The organism is Bradyrhizobium diazoefficiens USDA 110, assembly GCF_000011365.1.
Classification (GTDB): Bacteria; Pseudomonadota; Alphaproteobacteria; order Rhizobiales; family Xanthobacteraceae; genus Bradyrhizobium; species Bradyrhizobium diazoefficiens.
On record NC_004463.1, the window covers coordinates 3,288,140 to 3,306,481 of the forward strand.

General features: G+C 64.6%; 14 protein-coding genes. 12 read left to right on the forward strand and 2 right to left on the reverse strand.

Going from position 1 to position 18,342, the window contains the following annotated elements; genetic code table 11:
• Positions 1-25 precede the first annotated feature (25 nt).
• From BJA_RS14780 to BJA_RS14815, 9 genes are all read left to right on the forward strand, one after another.
• Entirely contained in the window at positions 26-853 is an 828-nt protein-coding gene (locus BJA_RS14780; protein WP_028172344.1) for a metal-dependent phosphohydrolase, read from the forward strand.
• Between the two features lie 120 nt (positions 854-973).
• On the forward strand, positions 974-1,870 hold the full coding sequence (locus BJA_RS14785; protein WP_038965754.1) for an alpha/beta fold hydrolase: 897 nt from the start codon (positions 974-976) through the stop codon (positions 1,868-1,870).
• Positions 1,871-1,948: 78 nt separating this feature from the next.
• Positions 1,949-3,466, forward strand: coding sequence for an FAD-dependent oxidoreductase (locus BJA_RS14790; RefSeq protein ID WP_038965761.1), 1,518 nt, complete (start codon positions 1,949-1,951; stop codon positions 3,464-3,466).
• Between the two features lie 185 nt (positions 3,467-3,651).
• On the forward strand, positions 3,652-5,022 hold the full coding sequence (locus BJA_RS42650; protein WP_011085768.1) for an MASE3 domain-containing protein: 1,371 nt from the start codon (positions 3,652-3,654) through the stop codon (positions 5,020-5,022).
• Positions 4,944-6,284 carry a hybrid sensor histidine kinase/response regulator gene (locus BJA_RS42655; protein ID WP_197535738.1) on the forward strand — a complete coding sequence of 447 codons (1,341 nt, stop codon included), beginning with the start codon at positions 4,944-4,946 and terminating at the stop codon, positions 6,282-6,284. The genes BJA_RS42650 and BJA_RS42655 overlap by 79 nt, the downstream gene beginning before the upstream one ends.
• 3 nt (positions 6,285-6,287) lie before the next feature.
• Positions 6,288-7,403 (forward strand): sensor histidine kinase, encoded by a 1,116-nt coding sequence (locus BJA_RS14800; protein WP_011085770.1) that lies wholly within the window; start codon positions 6,288-6,290, stop codon positions 7,401-7,403.
• 129 nt (positions 7,404-7,532) lie between these two features.
• Entirely contained in the window at positions 7,533-8,114 is a 582-nt protein-coding gene (locus BJA_RS14805) for an HdeD family acid-resistance protein (RefSeq protein ID WP_028172340.1), read from the forward strand.
• A 119-nt stretch (positions 8,115-8,233) separates the two neighbouring features.
• Entirely contained in the window at positions 8,234-9,445 is a 1,212-nt protein-coding gene (locus BJA_RS14810; protein WP_038965753.1) for an ABC transporter substrate-binding protein, read from the forward strand.
• A 222-nt stretch (positions 9,446-9,667) separates the two neighbouring features.
• Positions 9,668-10,885 carry an acyl-CoA dehydrogenase family protein gene (locus BJA_RS14815; RefSeq protein WP_011085773.1) on the forward strand — a complete coding sequence of 406 codons (1,218 nt, stop codon included), beginning with the start codon at positions 9,668-9,670 and terminating at the stop codon, positions 10,883-10,885.
• Positions 10,886-10,968: 83 nt separating this feature from the next.
• On the opposite strand, the gene BJA_RS14820 is transcribed toward BJA_RS14815, so the two are convergent.
• A complete protein-coding gene (locus BJA_RS14820) occupies positions 10,969-11,919 on the reverse strand; it encodes an MBL fold metallo-hydrolase (RefSeq protein WP_051000273.1) in 951 nt (316 codons plus the stop codon).
• Positions 11,920-12,536: 617 nt separating this feature from the next.
• On the opposite strand from BJA_RS14820, the gene BJA_RS14825 reads away from it, so the two are divergent.
• Positions 12,537-13,028: a septal ring lytic transglycosylase RlpA family protein gene (locus BJA_RS14825; RefSeq protein WP_011085776.1), complete on the forward strand. Its 492-nt coding sequence runs from the start codon at positions 12,537-12,539 to the stop codon at positions 13,026-13,028.
• Positions 13,029-13,271: 243 nt separating this feature from the next.
• Here BJA_RS14825 and BJA_RS14830 read toward each other — a convergent pair whose 3' ends face one another.
• The gene (locus BJA_RS14830; RefSeq protein ID WP_011085777.1) at positions 13,272-15,002 is read right to left on the reverse strand and encodes a methyl-accepting chemotaxis protein; all 1,731 of its coding nucleotides are present in this window, start codon (positions 15,000-15,002) and stop codon (positions 13,272-13,274) included.
• A gap of 212 nt (positions 15,003-15,214) precedes the next feature.
• On the opposite strand from BJA_RS14830, the gene BJA_RS14835 reads away from it, so the two are divergent.
• Positions 15,215-16,597 (forward strand): ethanolamine ammonia-lyase subunit EutB, encoded by a 1,383-nt coding sequence (locus BJA_RS14835; RefSeq protein WP_038965750.1) that lies wholly within the window; start codon positions 15,215-15,217, stop codon positions 16,595-16,597.
• Between the two features lie 152 nt (positions 16,598-16,749).
• On the forward strand, positions 16,750-18,336 hold the full coding sequence (locus BJA_RS14840) for a B12-binding domain-containing radical SAM protein (protein ID WP_028172333.1): 1,587 nt from the start codon (positions 16,750-16,752) through the stop codon (positions 18,334-18,336).
• The last annotated feature ends 6 nt before the right edge of the window (positions 18,337-18,342 follow it).

Sequence of the window (18,342 nt, forward strand, 5' to 3'; positions counted from 1 at the left end):
ACCACCGACAAGCGGGGCTGCATCCATGATCACGTTACCGAGGCTGGCGGCCGAATCCCTGGAGAAGTTGCTCGGTACGTTCATGCGTCGCCGGTACGACGAGACTTCTGCAAGTATCGTCGAGAGCGCGACCCGCACCGCGATGGAATGCATCGGCAATAGCGATGCGCTCTATCACAATATCGAGCATACGATGCTGGTGACGCTGGCCGGCCATTCCATCCTCAGTGGCCGAAGTCTTCATACGCATCTGTCGGCCGCGGATTACGTCCATATCCTGATCGCCTGCCTTGCCCACGACATCGGCTATGTGCGCGGCCTGTTCGAGGAGGATGACGTCGACGGCTTCGTGATCGATGCCGCCGACACCAAGATTTGTTTGCCGCGCGGCGCATCGGATGCCAGCTTGATGATGTATCACGTCGATCGGTCGAAGCTTTACGTGACGCGGCGGCTGCGACATATTCCCGGACTCGATCCGGAACGCATTGCCCGCGCCATCGAGGGCACGCGGTTTCCGGCCCGGGAAGGCCAGGACTATGACGACGAGGCCTCGATCCTGCGTGCCGCCGACTTCATCGGCCAGCTCGGAGATCCCAACTATTTGCGCAAGGCCAACGCGCTCTACTACGAGTTCGAGGAGGTCGGCATGAACCGACAACTCGGCTACGACTCGCCCGCCGACATCGTGAACCGCTATCCACAGTTCTATTGGAACAGCGTCGCACCGCATATCCAGACCGAGATCGGCTACCTCAACAAGACCGAGATCGGCCGGCAGTGGATCGCCAACCTCTACAGCAACGTGTTCCGCGCCGAACGCGACATCTCGCTGTCGGGCCCGCAGAAGTAGGGGACGCTTGTAGCCTTGTAGCCCGGATGAGCGAAGCGATATCCGGGTCCGGTGTCGCCAATCCCCGGATGTCGCTGCGCTCATCCGGGCTACGACCTCGCGCAAATCCGTAAGCAAATCATGCGACAAAAAACCATCACCACGGATGTCCTCGACATCGCCTATCTCGAATACGGCACGCCTGACGGCTGGCCTTGCATCATGGGCCACGGCTTCCCCTACGACGTGAATGCCTATGCCGAGACTGCGCCGATCATCGCGCAGGCCGGCGCTCGGGTGCTGGTGCCCTGGCTGCGCGGCTACGGGCCGACGCGGTTTCGTTTCCCGGAAACGCTGCGCTCCGGCGAGCAGGCGGCGCTGGGCGCCGATCTGCTGGCCTTCATGGACGCGCTTCGCATCGAACGCGCGGTCGTCGGCGGCTATGACTGGGGCGGCCGCGCGGCCTGCGTGGTTGCGGCGTTGCACCCCGCGCGCGTTGTCGGGCTCGTCTCCGGCAATTCCTACAACATCCAGGACATCGCCCGCGCCATGGAGCCCGCGGCACCGGCGCATGAGGCGGCGCTCTGGTATCAATATCTCTTCCACAACGAGCGCGGCCGCCGCGCGCTGGAGCGCAACCGGCGCGGCTTCGCCCGCCAGCTCTGGTCGATGTGGTCGCCGACATGGGCCTTCGACGATGCGACGTTCGAGCGGAGCGCAACCTCGTTCGACAATCCCGATTTCGTCGAGGTCGTGATCCACTCCTACCGCCACCGTTACGCGCTGGTCGCGGGCGATCCCGCCTATGCCGGGATCGAGGAAAAGCTTGCGGCACAGCCGCCGATCCGCGTCCCGACGATCGCAATCGACGGCGACAGCGACGGCGTCAATACCGGCACCGCCCATCACGCGCGCAAGTTCGAGGGCTTTTTCGAGCGGCGCGTGTTCGCAGGCGCCGGTCATAACCTGCCGCAGGAGCGGCCGGCCGAATGGGCGCAGGCCGTGGCCGACGTGCGCAAGGCGGTTGCCGGGTCCTGATTTTAGCGATCGCGGGAACTTTTCGCCGGTCCCGCCGTCCAATCCTGAGCTGCGCGTTGAGTTGCGAGGGAGATGACCATGAGCGAGGAAAGCAAGCCCAGCGGACCGGATCTGACCGAAGGCGTGGCGCTCACCGCGTTCAGGGACGGCAAGCTGCTCGGCCATGTCGGCGCGGAAGATGTGCTGCTGGTCCAGGCGGGCGGCGAGGTCTTCGCGATCGAACCCGCCTGCAGCCATTATCACGGCCCGCTCGCCGAAGGCCTGGTGGTGGACGACACCATCCGCTGTCCCTGGCATCACGCCTGTTTCTCCTTGCGATCGGGCGAGGCGACGCGCCCGCCGGCCTTGAGCGCGCTGGCCGTATGGGAGGTGACGCGGGACCAGGACAGGATCATCGTTCAGCGCAAGCGTGAGGCACCGAAGCCGACCGCCCGCAGCGCGCCGGCGCCCGAGAAATTCGTCATCGTCGGCGGCGGCGCGGCCGGCTTCGCGGCGGCCGAGATGCTCCGGCGCGAGGGCTTTGCCGGCGCCATCACCATGCTCAGCGATGACGGCGCCATGCCGGTCGACCGGCCGAACCTCTCCAAGGACTATCTTGCCGGCAACGCACCGGAGGATTGGCTGCCGCTGCGGGGCGAGGACTATTATCGGGATGCGGGCATCGATCTCCGGCTGAACACGAATGTCTCCGCGATCGATGCGAAGACACGCAGCGTCACGCTGGGCAATGGCGACAGACTGCCGTTCGACCGGCTGCTGCTCGCGACCGGCGCCGAGCCGGTCAAATTGCAGATTCCGGGCGCCGACCAGCCCCATGTCCACACCTTGCGCTCCGTCGCCGACAGCCGGGCCATCATCAAGGCCGCCGGCAGCGCCACGCGCGTGCTGGTGATCGGCGCCAGCTTCATTGGCCTCGAAGTCGCGGCCTCGTTACGGGCACGCAAGCTGGAGGTCCATGTGGTCGCTCCGGAGGAGCGGCCGATGCAGCGCGTGCTCGGACCGGAGATGGGCGATTTCGTTCGCGCGCTCCATGAAGAGAATGGCGTCAACTTCCACCTCGGGGACACTGTGGAGAGGCTCGACGGTACGCGCGCGACGCTGAAGAGCGGCGGCGTCATCGAGGCCGACCTCGTCGTGGTCGGCATCGGCGTCAAGCCGCGCCTTGCGCTGGCCGAGAAGGCGGGGCTTGCGGCGGATCGCGGTGTCAGCGTGAGCGAATATCTCGAAACCAGCATCGCCGGCATCTTTGCGGCTGGCGACATCGCGCGCTGGCCCGATCCGCATTCGCGGCAAACCATCCGCGTCGAGCACTGGGTGGTCGCGGAGCGGCAGGGCCAGACCGCGGCGCGCAACATGCTGGGCCGGCGCGAACGCTTCGATGCCGTGCCGTTCTTCTGGAGCCAGCACTACGATGTGCCGATCAACTATGTCGGCCACGCCGAGAGTTTTGACGACATCGTGATCGACGGCAGCATTGCCGGCAGGGACTGTCTGCTGAAGTACCGCAAGGCCGGCCGCGTGCTTGCGGTCGCCTCGATTTACCGCGATCTCGACAGCCTCAAGGCCGAGCTCGACATGGAGCGGCGGGGCCTGTGAGCCGCCGCCGTCGCTCCGGCGGTGCCCCCGGCGCGCCAATTCACCTGCCGGATCGTCGCAGGCGAGCAGCCGCGGCTCTGCCGCTTCCCTCGCGGTTGCTGCACGTATAGATTGCATACGCTGCAAAAAGGGCGGAAACATCGCTGACGTTCGATTCGAGCCGTCCCTTTCTCAAAGATAGCGATATGGACAGCGGGGCCAGCACTGCAAATCGATCGCTCAGTGTCGCGGGCGTCCTGATCGCCTTTGGCATTGGCAGCGTGTTTCTGCTCGGCGCCGGACGACAGAACTATCCGGAACTCCACACCATTCTCGACACCAGCATCACCCTCATCACGGGGCTGCTGGCATTGCTGCTCTGGGATATGGGCGCGCGCATCGAACAGCCGCTGTCCAAGCGGCTCGCGATCGCCTTCGGCGCGACCTTCGTCCTGGAGTTCCTCCACGTGCTGGTGATCGTGGAATGGTCGGGGTCGCTGGCGTTCGTCATGCAGCTGCGGGAATTTCTCCGGCCGGCGACATGGCCGCCGGCCGCCCACATCCTCGCGATCGGAATTCTCGCCGCGATCTGGTCGGCGCGGCGGGATCGGGTCGGGATGCCGGCCTTTGCACTGTTCATGGCCGTCGTCGCGGTGCTGCTGATTGCGATCTTCCAGCGCCTTCCGCCATATCGCCCGCCGGGCCTGCTCGATATCACCCGTCCGGTGTTGATCGTGGCGCCGCTGTTGTGGGCGATCACCTGCGTTCTGTGCTGGCGGCTGCGAGCGACGGACCGCATCTTCGGGCCGCTGGCCCTGATGGGGGCGGTCGTTCTGCTCGGCCACGTCGCGATGCTCTACTCGCAGGCACCGCACGACACCGAGGCGATGGTCGCTCACCTCGGCAAGGTCGCCGGGCGCCTCGTCCTGCTGCTCTCGATGATGCGGATGGCCTCGTCGGACATGCTGGAGCGGATGCGGGCGGAAGCCCAGCTCGCGCGCTTGAACGAGGAGCTGGAAGTGCGTGTCGAGGAGCGGACCGCACAGCTTGCAGCGTCCAATCTTGCGCTGGAATCCGAAATTCTCGTGCGCAGGCACGCGGAGCAGAAGGCCCAGGCGCAACTCGCCCGATTGAGCCTACTGCACCAGATCACCCGCGCGATCGGCGAGCGGCAGGATCTCAACAGCATTTTCCAGGTGGTGGTTCGCAGTCTCGAAGACCAGTTGCCGGTGGATTTCGGCTGCCTGTGCTTTCACGACGCGGTCGATCACGTGCTGACGGTGGAATGCGTCGGGATCAAGAGCGGTGCGCTGGCCATGGAGCTAGCGATGCCCGAACGGTCGCGGATCGACATCGACGAGAACGGCCTTTCGCGTTGCGTGATGGGTCAGCTCGTCTATGAGCCTGACATCACGCGGTCGTCCTTTCCGTTCCCGGTCCGACTCGCGCGGGGCGGGCTGCGGGCGATGGTGCTGGCCCGCTCCAGGTGGAGAGCCGGGTGTTCGGCGTCCTCGTCGCGGCGCGGAAGGAGCGGGACAGCTTCAGCAGCGGCGAATGCGAGTTCCTGCGGCAATTGAGCGAGCACGTCGCGCTCGCCGCCCATCAGGCGCAGCTCCATGGCGCCCTGCAACAGGCCTACGAGGATCTGCGGCAGACCCAGCAGGCCGTGATGCAGCAGGAGCGGCTGCGCGCCCTTGGGCAGATGGCGAGCGGCATTGCCCATGACATCAACAATGCGCTCTCGCCGGTGTCGCTCTACACCCAATCGCTGCTGGAACGGGAGCCGGGCCTGAGTGCGCGCACGCGCGATTATCTGGAGACGATCCAGCGGGCGGTCGAGGACGTGGCCCATACCGTGGCGCGCATGCGCGAGTTCTACCGGCAGCGAGAGCCGCAATTGACGCTGATGCCGGTTCATCTCAACCAGCTGGTGCAGCAGGTCGTCGACCTCACGCGGGCGCGGTGGAGCGACATGCCGCAGCTTCGCGGAACCGTGATCGCGCTGCGCACCGAGCTCGCGGAGCAATTGCCCGCGATCTCTGGCATCGAGAGCGAAATCCGCGAAGCGTTGATCAATCTCATCTTCAATGCCGTCGATGCGGTGCCCGGCGGCGGCACGCTAATGCTGCGCACCAAGCTTGCCGGCGGCGCGGACGGGCACGGCCAGGTGCGGGTCGAGGTCGGTGACGACGGGCTGGGCATGGACGAGGAGACCCGCCGGCGCTGCCTCGAACCGTTCTTCACGACCAAGGGGGAGCGCGGAACCGGATTGGGCCTGGCGATGGTCTACGGCGTCCTCCGGCGGCACAACGGCGAGATCGAGATCGACAGCGCCGTCGGTCGCGGCACCACCGTGTCGTTGAATTTTCCGGTCCCGCAAGCGGCGCCGGCCACGCCGTCGCAGGACAGGCTCGAATCCGCGAGGCTCTCCCGGCTGCGCCTGCTGCTGGTCGACGACGATCCGCTCCTGCTGAAATCATTGTGCAATACGCTGGAGGCGGAGGGGCACGTCGTGACGACGGCCAATGACGGCGTCGCGGGCATCGCCGCGTTCCGCGCCGCCTCCGCGCGCGGCGAGACCTTCGCCGCCGTGATCACCGATCTCGGCATGCCTGATGTCGACGGCCGCAAGGTGGCGAGCGCGATCAAGGCCGCGTCGCCCGCCACGCCCGTGATCATGCTGACCGGATGGGGCAAGCGCCTGATGTCCGAGGATGACATGCCGGCCCATGTCGACTGCCTCCTGAGCAAGCCGCCGAAGCTTCGCGAATTGAGGGAAACGCTGGCGCAATGCTGCGAGCCCGGCCGCGCACAGGGTGCGATAGAGGTGAGCGAATAGGAAATGCCGACCGCAAAGTCAAAGGCCCGCATCCTGGTGGTTGACGACGAGGCTGCGCAGATGCGGGCGCTGTGCGACACGTTGCCAGTCGAGGATTACGATGCGGTCGGCTTCACCGACGCCAGATCCGCGCTGGCGGAGCTGCAGCGCACGAAATGCGACCTCCTGCTCGCCGACCTGATGATGCCGGGCATGGACGGCATCGAGCTGCTGCGGGCCGCGCGGGAGATCGATCCGCATCTGGTCGGCATCATCATGACCGGCGACGGCACCATCGCGACGGCGGTCGAGGCCATGAAGGCGGGGGCGCTCGACTACATTCTCAAGCCGTTCAAGCTCAGCGTCGTCATTCCCGTGCTGGAGCGCGCGCTCGCGGTGCGGCGCCTGCACCTGGAGAATGCGGAGCTGGCGCTGCGGGTCCGCGAGCGGACCCTCGAGCTCGAAGCCGCCAACCGGGAGCTCGAGGCATTCGCCTATTCCGTCGCGCACGATCTGCGCGGTCCGCTCTCGGTCATCGTCGGCTATGCGGAGACGCTGATCGAGGATCATTCCGCGCAATGGCCGGACCAGCCGCAGCAGCTGGCCGGCGCCATCCTGGCAAGCGGCGAGCACATGCAGCGCCTGATCGACGGACTGTTGCGCCTGTCGCGGTTCGGCCGCCAGCCGCTGTCGAAGGGGCCGGTCGATGTCGGAGCACTCGTCGGCGAGGTCGTCGACGAACTGCGCCGGCAGCATGCCGGCCGTGAGGTCTTCGTCCATTTGGGCGAAATTCCCGGATGCGTCGGCGATCAGGCTCTGCTGCGGCAGGTGCTCGTCAATCTGCTCTCCAACGCGTTCAAGTTCACCCGCGCCCGGGAGAAGCCGCTGGTCACGGTGATCGGCTGGACCGAAGGGCGCGAGACGGTCTATTGCGTGCGCGACAACGGCGCCGGCTTCGACATGCAGCAGGCCGACAAGCTGTTCGCGGCGTTCCAGCGATTTCACGATTCCGATGAGTACGAGGGCACGGGGATCGGCCTCTCGATCGCATCGCGCATCGTGCAACGCCATGGCGGACGCATCTGGGCCAGCGCCGAGGTGGGCAAGGGGGCGGCGTTCTATTTCAGCATTCCGGACTGAAGCGCCGCATTCGATCTTGATTTGCGTCAATGTTGCTGCCGGTGAAGGCTGCTCTGCTGGCTGTTGCCCGGGTGCGGTGCATGCTAGTCTGGCGTGTGCCCGCGGGCTTCGCATGCAGGAGTGGCCGCCATGACAAGTGCTTCGGATACGTCTCACCATCCCAGTCTCGGCTCGGGCATCACCGCGCTGCATGCCAAATGGGGATGGATCGTCGCGCTCGGTGTCGTTTATCTCGTCGCCGGCTTCGTAGCGCTCGGCAGCATGGTCATGGCGACGGTGGCGAGCGTGATCGTGGTCGGTGCGATGATGATCGTGGCCGGGGTCACCGAAATCATCGGGGCGTTCCAGATGAAGAGCTGGGGCAAGTTCTTGATCTGGGCCCTGCTCGGCGTGCTCTACGTCGTCGCGGGCTTCCTGACCTTCGAGAATCCGCTGTTCGCCGCCGTCCTGTTGACGCTGTTCCTCGGCGCCTCGCTGCTCGCTTCCGGCGCGGTCAGGTTGTTTCTCGCCTTCAGCATGAAGCGCGAAAGCCCGTGGGTGTGGGTGGCGCTATCGGCCGTGATTACGCTGCTGCTCGGATTGTTGATCCTGGCGCGCTGGCCGGTCAACAGCGTCTACATCCTCGGCCTGTTCCTCGGCATCGACCTGATCATGGCGGGCGCGGGCTGGGTCAGCCTGGGCTTCAGCTTGCGGCGGCGCCACACTAGCTAACCAGCAACTCGACGCAAGACCGTGTTGCGGAACTCCGGTGATCTGACGCGCTGACAAAAAGCAGCGCGTCGCGCGTTCGCCTGATGGCGTCGCGCGGCGATAATCATCGGGGAGAAACCATGAAAGCCGCTTTGGCCCTGGCCGCAGCATTGGCTGCCGCCTGCCTGTCCACGCCCGCTTCCGCGCAAAAATCCTACGGTCCCGGCGTCAGCGACACCGAGATCAAGATCGGTAACACCATGCCCTATAGCGGGCCGGCTTCGCCACTCAGCATCACCGGAAAGGTCATCGCGGCCTATTTCGATGAGGTCAACGAGAAGGGCGGCGTCAACGGCCGCAAGCTCAATCTGATCTCGCTCGACGACGCGTTCTCGCCGCCCAAGACCATGGAGGCGGCGCGCCGGCTGGTCGAGAGCGACGGCGTCGCCTTCATCTTCGCCACCATGGGCACGGCGCCGAGCTCGGCGATCGCGAAATATCTCAACAGCAACAAGGTGCCGCAGCTCTTCTTGATCAGCTCCGCCTCGAAGTGGAACGATCCCGTCAACATGCCGTGGTCGATGGCGCTGCCCTGGGCGCCGAACTACACCAGCGAGGCCGCGATCGACGTCGCCTATGCCCGCGCCAAGAACCCGAATGCGCGGTTCGCCGTGCTCTATCAGAACGACGACGCCGGCAAGGAATATCTGCGCGGCGTCAAGGAAGCGCTCGGCGCCGATGCCGACAAGGCGATTGCGATGGCCTCGAGCTTCGAGGTTGCCGATCCGACCGTCGATTCCCAGGTGCTGACGCTCGCCAACACCAAGGCCGATGTCTTCCTGATCTATTCGGTGACGCCGCGCGCCTGCGCGCAGGCGGTCCGGAAGGCGCACGAGGTCGGCTGGCAGCCGCAGCGCTTCATCGCCAGCGGCTGCGCCAACAAGGCCACCGTGATGGTGCCGGCCGGCCTCGATGCCGGCAAGGGCGTGCTGTCGCTCGGCTCGCTCAAGCCGTTCGTCGAGGCGCCGAAGGACGATCCGGCGATGACGGCCTATATCGACTTCATGAAGAAGCGCCTGCCCAATGCCGACATCAACAATGTCGCGGGTCTCTACGGCTACACCGTCGCCGAGGCCCTGGTGGTCCTGCTGAGGCAGTGCAAGGACAATCTGACGCGCGAGAACATCATGGCGCAGGCGGCCAACTTAAAGAACGTGCCGCTGTCGCTGCTGATGCCCGGCATCACGCTCAACACCACGCCGCAGGATTTCCGCCCCATCAAGGACGGCTATATGCTCCAGTTCGACGGCAACGACTGGGTCGTGGCGAGCGAGCTGTTGCGCGGGACGTGAGGCGAATAGGCCGGCAAGCAACCACGGAGAAGGTGCACCCTCTCCCCCCTGTGGGAGAGGGTGGATGCGCGAAGCGCAGCCGGGTGAGGGGTATCTCTCCGCGACTCGTCTCTACATTTGAATGCGCGGATACAACCCCTCATCCGGCGCTTCGCGCCACCTTCTCCCACAAGGGGAGAAGGGAAGAGGCATCTGCTTTGGCGGCACGAACAGGAGACCCCAATGGACTTTCAACACTCCGCACGTTCGCTTGAATTGCAGGAGCGCGTCCGCCGGTTCATGCGGACGCATGTCGAGCCGGTCGAGGAGCTCTATTACGAGCAGGTGAAACCGGAAGCCACGCGTTACAAGACGCCGCAGGTTCTCCAGGACCTGAAGCGGCTGGCGCGCGAGCAGGGGCTCTGGAACCTGTTTCTGTCAGGCGAGCACGGACCCGGATTGACCAACCTCGAATACGCGCCCGTAAAGGAGATCATGGGCCGCATCCTCTGGGCGCCCGAGGTCTTCAACTGCTCGGCGCCCGATGTCGGCAACATGGAGGTGCTGGCGAACTACGGCACGCCGGCGCAGCAGGAGCGCTGGCTGACGCCGCTGCTGGAGGGGCGCATCCGCTCCGGCTTCTCGATGACGGAGCCGCAGGTCGCCTCCAGCGACGCCACCAACATCCAGTGCGAGATCAAGTGCGACGGCGACAGCTACGTCATCAACGGCCGCAAATGGTTCACGTCGGGCGCGATGAACGAGGATTGCGAGATCCTGATCGCGATGGGCAAGACCGCGCCCGATCATCCCGACCGCCATCGTCAGCAATCCATGATCCTGGTGCCGAAGGCGACGCCGGGCGTGCGCATCGTCCGCGACATGCTGACCTACGGCTACGACGACGCCCCGGTCGGCCATCCCGAGATCGTCTACGACAACGTCCGCGTGCCCGCGGAGAACATCCTGCTCGGCGAGGGCCGCGGCTTCGAGATCGCGCAAGGGAGGCTCGGCCCCGGCCGCATCCATCACTGCATGCGGCTGATCGGTTGCGCCCAGCGTGCCCTCGAATTGATGTGCCAGCGTGCGGTCTCGCGCACAGCCTTCGGCAAGCCGCTGGCCGAGCAGGGCTCGGTGCGCGAGGACATCGCCAACTCCTTCTGCGAGATCGCGCAGGCGCGGCTCTTGACGCTGCAGGCCGCCGACAAGATGGATCGCGAGGGCAACAAGGCGGCGCGCGACCTGATCGCCGCGGCCAAGATCGTGGTGCCCAGCATGGCCGCCCGCGTCATCGACCGCGCCATCCAGATCCACGGCGCCGCCGGCGTCTCGCAGGACACCTTCCTCGCCCGCGCCTATGTCTACGCCCGCTTCATCCGCATCGGCGACGGGCCTGACCAGGTGCATCTGGCCGCGGTCGGCAAGGAGCTGATCAGGCGGGGCGGGGTGGGCGTGGCGTAACGACGCGGGCGCCGTGAACTAACCCAGTCGCTCCCGGATTTCGACTTGATCGGCCGATGGCAGCGCCGCTCTCTCGCGGGAAATCAGTCTTCGCGACTGGCAAGCTTGCGATAGACCGCGAAATCGTCAAGCGCCGGCGCCTCGCCACGCCGGACGTTGGAATTGATGTCGGGCCCGATAACCAGCGATGTGCCGAGACCGGCATAGATGTATCGCGCGCCGAATGCCTTCTTCAGCGCCGCAAACGTCGGTTCACCCGTGCAGTGACCGGGGGCAATGTTCTCGACCCGGAACTTGTCCTTGAGGGCGATCACGATCTTCTCGATGGCGTCGTCGGTGGCAACCACAAGGTGGAAGCCGCCGGCAACGAGATGAATCTTCGGATTGATGACTGTTGCGGCCTCTACGATGCGTTCGATTCCGGGATGCGAACAGCCGACCACGAGAACCACACCATCCGGCGTGTTCACGGCAAGAGAAAGTTCCTTGAGTTCCTTCGTCCCGGGAAGATCGGAGATCAGAGCGATCAGGGTGATGCCCGGCATGATCTCCGTCGTCTGATCGATCAATTGGAAGTTGGCAGTGGGCCAGGCGGTGCCGAACTCCATGATTTTCGGCGGTTTGCCGCTGTAGTATCGCATCTCCTCGGGCAGGGAGTCGTCCTTGCGATAGAACGTCGAGGGGAGCGATGAACCGTAGATGCCAAATCCTTCCTTGGGTGCGTAAATCGTGATCTTCGGGTTCACACTCAGGACATGGCTCAATCCAGCCATGTGATCGGCGTGACGATGGGAGAGAACGACGAAATCGAGCGTGGTAAGATCAACCCCCTTCGCCTTGACATTCTTCTCGAAGATCTCGGCGTTATCTCCAGTGTCAAAGAGAATGCGCTTTCCTGCGACTTCCACCAGCGCAGAGAAACCCCAGTCCTTTGTCATTGCTGGATCAGCGCCGAACGCGTCATACAAGATCGTAATCCTGCCAGTCGGCTCAGCTGCGATGGTGGCCGGAGAGATCGCCGTTGTGGCGCACATCGAAAGGGCGGCGATGAAAATCCATCTTGCGAATTTCATGGTCGTGCCTCCTCTTCGGTTGGGATGGGCCGAAACAGTACTCCTGTAGCTTGGCTGCGGCGCATTGCGTGCGCGGGGCCTCCGCCTGACGACGGTTTCGGCCTAATGCGTTATCTTCGGATGCTATCGACCAACCAGCAACACGATATTTGCACGCTAAAGACTTAACCCTTTCGGCGACTCCAAAGCTGGGAGCGCGTCAATACCTCCAGGTCGTCGCGATGTCGTTGTTTGTATGTGTGCGGTTGTTTGCCTGCGCGATCTCTTTGATCTTGGAGCTGGACGATCCCTTCGCGGGACTCTTCGGGATTGCAAGCTCGATACTGCGCACTTTTACCGCCGTACTCGTGCGGTCGCGCGTCGCTCTCGTCGGTCATTCTGCTGACGCAATCCCTGTCTTAGACGGCGAGAATTAAAACACTCCGTGGGACCGCTCTGGTTCCCACAACGGTTCCGTAGCCAGGGGTTGGCTTCGAATCCGCAAAAGATTGGCGCAAGTTCCTGAACGCTTCAGCGTTCGCTTGTCCATGTCTTGCGGCATCCGGAACCGGACGATCGAGAAAATCAAAGGAGATATAATGGTGTTCCGCTCGAGCGCCGCAATTTGCGGCGCCGTGGTTGCGCTTGCCGTTTCTGTTACCGTTGCTCGAAGTGAAACGGGTGGAGCTCACTCAAGCGCTATCGTCAATGCCGCCTCTGGGGATGCGATCGTTGGCGCAGCATCCATGTACAATCCGTTCAAGCCCGGCAAGGAGGAGGGCGGCCCAAGCACAGCCTCGGGCGAGCGTTATGATCCCTCGCTGTGGACGGCTGCCATCAAGACGAGTTTGCGTCAGAAATTTGGTGGGGTCCAATTTGGCGCTCGGCCGAAATATGCTCTCGTCGAGGCCGCAGGCAAGAAGGTCATCGTCAAGATAAACGACGTGGGGCCGCTCAGGCCTGGCCGCATCATTGATCTCAATGAGCGGACTATGCGCCATTTCGATCCGAGCCTGGAGCTCGGGGTCATTCCCGACGTAACAGTGAGGCCGCTTTCCGGCGACGATTGGATTCCCGGACCGGTTGGCTGAACAAAGAGGCAGAGCACAGCAGTTCGGGACGGAAGGGTACGGTTCGGCGAACTGCACCGCCGCCATGGTGACATCATGCCGGTGTTTTGCCCGACCAGTCAAATCGACTTCGTAAAATCCGCACAGTGTCGCGCCGCCGGCCAAGCTATTGAAAAAACTGTCCCCGGCTACTGTGCATGGGGTTGTTTTCGCGTTTTTTGTCTGGGGCATGCCCCCGCCGGCTTCACGGCGGCGAACGCGCCGCTATCCCGCCCTGGCGGCGCGGGCATCCGACCGCAGGTTCTGGAAGAACTTCTCCACCTCGCGCGACAGCGTCTCCGCGGTCGCGGTCAGGCTGCTCGCCGCGGTCAGCACGGAGGATGCCGCCGTATCGGTCTCGCCGATGGCGTCGCGCAGCGAGGTGATGTTGGCGACCAGCGTCTCGTTGCCCTGGGCGGCGCTTTGCGCGTTGGAGGAGATCTCGCGCGTCGCCTGGTCCTGCTGGCCGACGGCGCCGGCGATCGCCGAGGTGACCTCGTTGATCTCGCGCACCGCGCCGCCGATCTCGCGCACGGCATCGACCGCGTTGCGGGTGGAGGCCTGGATCATGGAGACGTTCTCACCGATCTCGGCGGTCGCCTTGGCGGTCTGGCCTGCGAGCGCTTTCACTTCGTGCGCGACAACGGCAAAGCCGCGGCCGGCGTCGCCGGCGCGGGCGGCCTCGATGGTGGCGTTGAGCGCTAGCAGATTGGTCTGCTCTGCGATCGCCTGGATCAGGTTGAGCACGCCGTCGATGCGCTGGGTGGCGGCGGCGAGGCTCTCGATCTCCGAGATCGATTTCTCGGTGCGCTGGCCGGTCTGCTCGACCGCGCCGGCGCTCTGCCGGACCTGCCGGCCGATCTCTTCGACGGAGGCCGACAGCTCCTCGGCCGCGCCTGCGACCGCCGTGACATTGTGCGAGGCCTGCTGGCTGGCGTTTGCGGCCATGCCGGCCCGGTTGCTTGCATCCGCGGTGACGCGCGTGATGGTCTGCGCGGTCTCGCGCATGACCGAGGCGTTGTCGCCGAGGCCGCGCATGATCGCGCCGATCGCGTCGCGAAACTCCTCGACGGATTGTTCGATATGGCGGGCGCGCTGCTCGCGCGCGGCGGAATCCTGCGAGACCTGCGAGGCGAGGTTGCGGTTGCGCCCCATCGCGTCCTGGAAGATCTGGATCGCGCGGGCCAGCCCGCCGATCTCGTCGGCGCGGTTGCCGTACGGCACCACGACGTTCTCGGCGCCATCGGCGACCTGCTTGATGGTGGCGGTGATCGAGGCGAGCGGCCGGGCGATCGAGCGGGCGATGATGACGATGCCGATCACGACGAGCGCCAGCGCCACGCCGGCAAGGCTGGTCAGGACGAAGGACAGGGTGCGATTGGTCTCGGTCTGCCGGGCGATCTGTTTGCCGCGCTCGGCATAGACCTTGGACAGCGCCTCGAGATCCTTGTTCAGCGCCGAGCGCACGGCGCGGTTGGCGTCGTTGTCGCCCCATTCGCGGCCCGCGGCCGCATTGATTTCGACGCCGCGGCGGACCAGCTCCTTGCGAAACTCGACGAACTGCTCGATGCGCTTCCTGAAGGTGGCGAACTGCTCGGCATCGTCGTCCCTGACGATGGTTTCCCAGCGCTTCACGACGTCGAGGATCTGCGCGTTGAACTTGAGCAGGCCCTCGCCGTATTTCTTCACGACGGCAGGCTCCGTCGACATGTAGACGCCGCGCGATTCCATCACCACCGCATAGACCAGCGAGTTGACGCGCTCGACGTTCAGCGCGGCCGCGTTCGCCGTCTCGATCGCGCTGGTCAGGTCGGCGCTGCGGCGGCTGTTGTAGTCGGACAGCATCGCAATCGCCGCCGTGAGCAGTGCGAACAGCGCGAAGATCGCATAGAGCTTGGTGGCAAGCGTGAAGCGGCCGGCCAGGCCGGCGGCATTCCCAGATTGGTCGATGGTCATGGTTTTCAGGGGCCCGAATGGCCTGAGGCGGCCGGTGAGCGCGGTCGTGTAAAAATCTATGCAAAACTATGCAGAACGAAGATGGACGCGGCGTTAACGCGCCTTTGTCCTTGGTCGAAAGAAAGGTAAGTTATTTCAGCGTCTTGATCCGAAGGTATAGTTTCAGGATAGTCCTGGAGTCGGCCTTTGGCCGACGAACCCCGGAGGGGACCTTGGTCTATCGCCATACCATCGACGCCACGACCTATGCCTTCCCGGATCTGCGCGACCTGCTCGCCAAGGCGACGCCGCCGCGCTCCGGCGACCGGCTGGCCGGAATTGCCGCTGCCAGCGCCGAGCAGATGATCGCGGCGCGGATGGCGCTCGCGGATGTTCCGCTCGGACAGTTCTTGCAGGAAGCGCTCATCCCCTACGAGACCGACGAGGTCACCCGCCTCGTCATCGACAGCCATGACGCAAGGGCCTTTGCGCCGGTGGCCTCGCTCACGGTCGGCGCCTTCCGCGACTGGCTGCTGTCGGACGCAGCGACGCCCGAGATCCTGCGCAAGCTCGCCCCCGGCATCACGCCGGAAATGGCGGCCGCGGTCTCGAAACTGATGCGCAACCAGGATTTGATCCTGGCGGCGCGGAAATGCGAGGTGACCACCGCCTTCCGCAACACCATCGGGCTGAAGGGCCGGATGAGCACGCGGCTCCAGCCCAACCATCCGTTCGACGATGCCAGGGGCATCACCGCCTCGATCCTCGACGGCATCCTGCTGGGGGCCGGCGATGCCTGCATCGGCATCAATCCCGCCAGCGACGACCCGACCGTCATCGCCCAATTGCTGCGCCTGCTCGACGAGATCATCGCGCGGCTGAAGCTTCCGACGCAAGGCTGCGTGCTCACCCATGTCACGACGACGCTGTCGCTGATCGGGCAGGGCGTGCCGGTCGACCTCGTCTTCCAGTCGGTCGCCGGCACCGAGGCCGCCAACCGTAGCTTTGGCGTCGATCTCGACTTGCTCCGGGAGGCGCAGGAGGCCGGGCGGTCGCAGCGGCGCGGCACGGTCGGGCAGAACGTGATGTATTTCGAGACCGGCCAGGGTTCGGCGCTGTCCGCCAATGCCCATCACGGCGTCGACCAGCAGACCTGCGAGGCGCGCGCCTATGCGGTCGCACGCGCCTATGCCCCGCTGCTGGTCAACAGCGTGGTCGGCTTCATCGGCCCGGAATATCTCTACGACGGCAAGGAAATCATCCGGGCGGGGCTGGAGGATCATTTTTGCGGCAAGCTGCTCGGCCTGCCGCTCGGGGTCGACATCTGCTACACCAACCACGCCGAGGCAGACCAGGACGACATGGATAACCTGCTGACGCTGCTCGCCGCCGCCGGCGTCACCTTCATCATGGGCGTCCCCGGCGCCGACGACGTCATGCTGAATTACCAGTCTACGTCTTTTCACGACGCGCTCTATGTCCGCGACGTCTTCGGTTTGCGCCGCGCGCCGGAATTCGACGACTGGCTGGCGCAGTCGGGCATCGTGGGCGCCGATTTCCGCCTTGCCGGCGATGCAGGCCTGCTGCCCGATTTTGCCTCCCGGCTGATCGCCTGAGGTGAGGGAGGCGCCAGCTCGCCCCCGGAAACCATTGGCCGCTCTCGGAATTAAGCTCACGCCACAATATTGAGAAATTCCGGCGACAGCATTACGCTATGTGTCTGGCTGGCAATTTCCGCAACCAGGTCGAGCGTGGCGGGGGAGCTTTGATGCGAGCTGAAAGCAACGGTACGTCGCGGCGGATTCTTTGCGTGTTTCCGCGTTACACGTCGTCGTTCGGTACGTTCGAGCATTCCTATCCGCTGACCGATGGCGTCCGCGCCTTCATGCCGCCGCAGGGGCTTTTGCTGCTGGCGGCCTATCTGCCCGAGGACTGGCAGGTCAAATTCGTCGACGAGAACCTGCGCCGCACCACGAAAGAGGAGTTCGGCTGGGCGGAAGTCGTCTTCGTCAGCGGCATGCACATCCAGCGCCAGCAGATGAACGACATCTGCCGCCGCGCCCATGAATTCGATCTCCCGGTTGCGCTCGGCGGGCCCTCCGTCAGCGCCTGCCCGGATTATTATCCGTCCTTCGACTATCTGCATGTCGGCGAGCTCGGCGACGCCACCAACCAGCTGATCGAGATTCTGTCGCGCGACATCTCGCGCCCCGAGACCCAGGTGGTGCTGACCACCAAGGACCGGGTGCCGATGACGGAGTTTCCGATCCCGGCCTACGAGCTTGCCGACGTGAAGAAATACTTCCTCGGTAGCATCCAGTATTCAAGCGGGTGTCCCTATCAGTGCGAGTTCTGCGACATCCCCGGCCTCTACGGCCGCAACCCGCGCATCAAGTCGCCGGAGCAGATCATCGCCGAGCTCGATCGCCTGCGCGAATGCGGCATGACCGACACGGTCTATTTCGTCGACGACAATTTCATCGGCAATCGCAAGGCGGCGATGGATCTGCTGCCGCATCTGATCGAATGGCAGAAGAAGACCGGCTACGTGGTGCGGCTCGCCTGCGAGGCGACGCTCAACATCGCCAAGCGCCCCGAGATCCTGGAGAAGATGCGCGAGGCCTATTTCATCACCATCTTCTGCGGAATCGAGACGCCCGATCCCGATGCGCTGAAGGCGATGCACAAGGACCACAACATGATGGTCCCGATCCTGGAGGGCGTGCGCACCATCAACTCCTACGGCATGGAGGTGGTGTCCGGCATCATCATGGGGCTCGACACCGACAAGCCGAACACTTCGGAGGCGCTGCTCGCCTTTGTCGAGGAGTCCCGGATTCCGCTGCTCACGATCAACCTGCTCCAGGCGCTGCCGAAGACGCCGCTGTGGGACCGTCTGGAGCGGGAAGGGCGCCTGATCGAGGACGACGGCCGCGATTCCAACGTCGACTTCCTGTTGCCCTATGACGACGTCGTCGCATCCTGGAAGCACGCCATGGGCGTCGCCTACGAGCCCGAGAAGGTGTTCGCGCGCTTCCAGTATCAATGCGACCACGTTTATCCTCATCGTCTCAAGATGCCGGTGGCGGACGAGATGAAGACCTGGCCCAACATCAGGCGCGGTCTCGTCATGCTGCGCAACATCTTCTGGAAGGTCGGCGTGCTCGGCGACTACAGGCGCGTGTTCTGGAAGTTCGCGTTGGGTCGCATCAAGCGCGGCGACCTCGAAGGCCTGATCGGCTGCACCCTGATCGCGCACCATCTCATCACCTTTGCCCGCGCGGCCTCCAGCGGCAAGCAGAACGCCTCGAACTATTCGATCCGGCTGCGCGAGGCTTCCGTTCCCGCCGAATGACGCAAC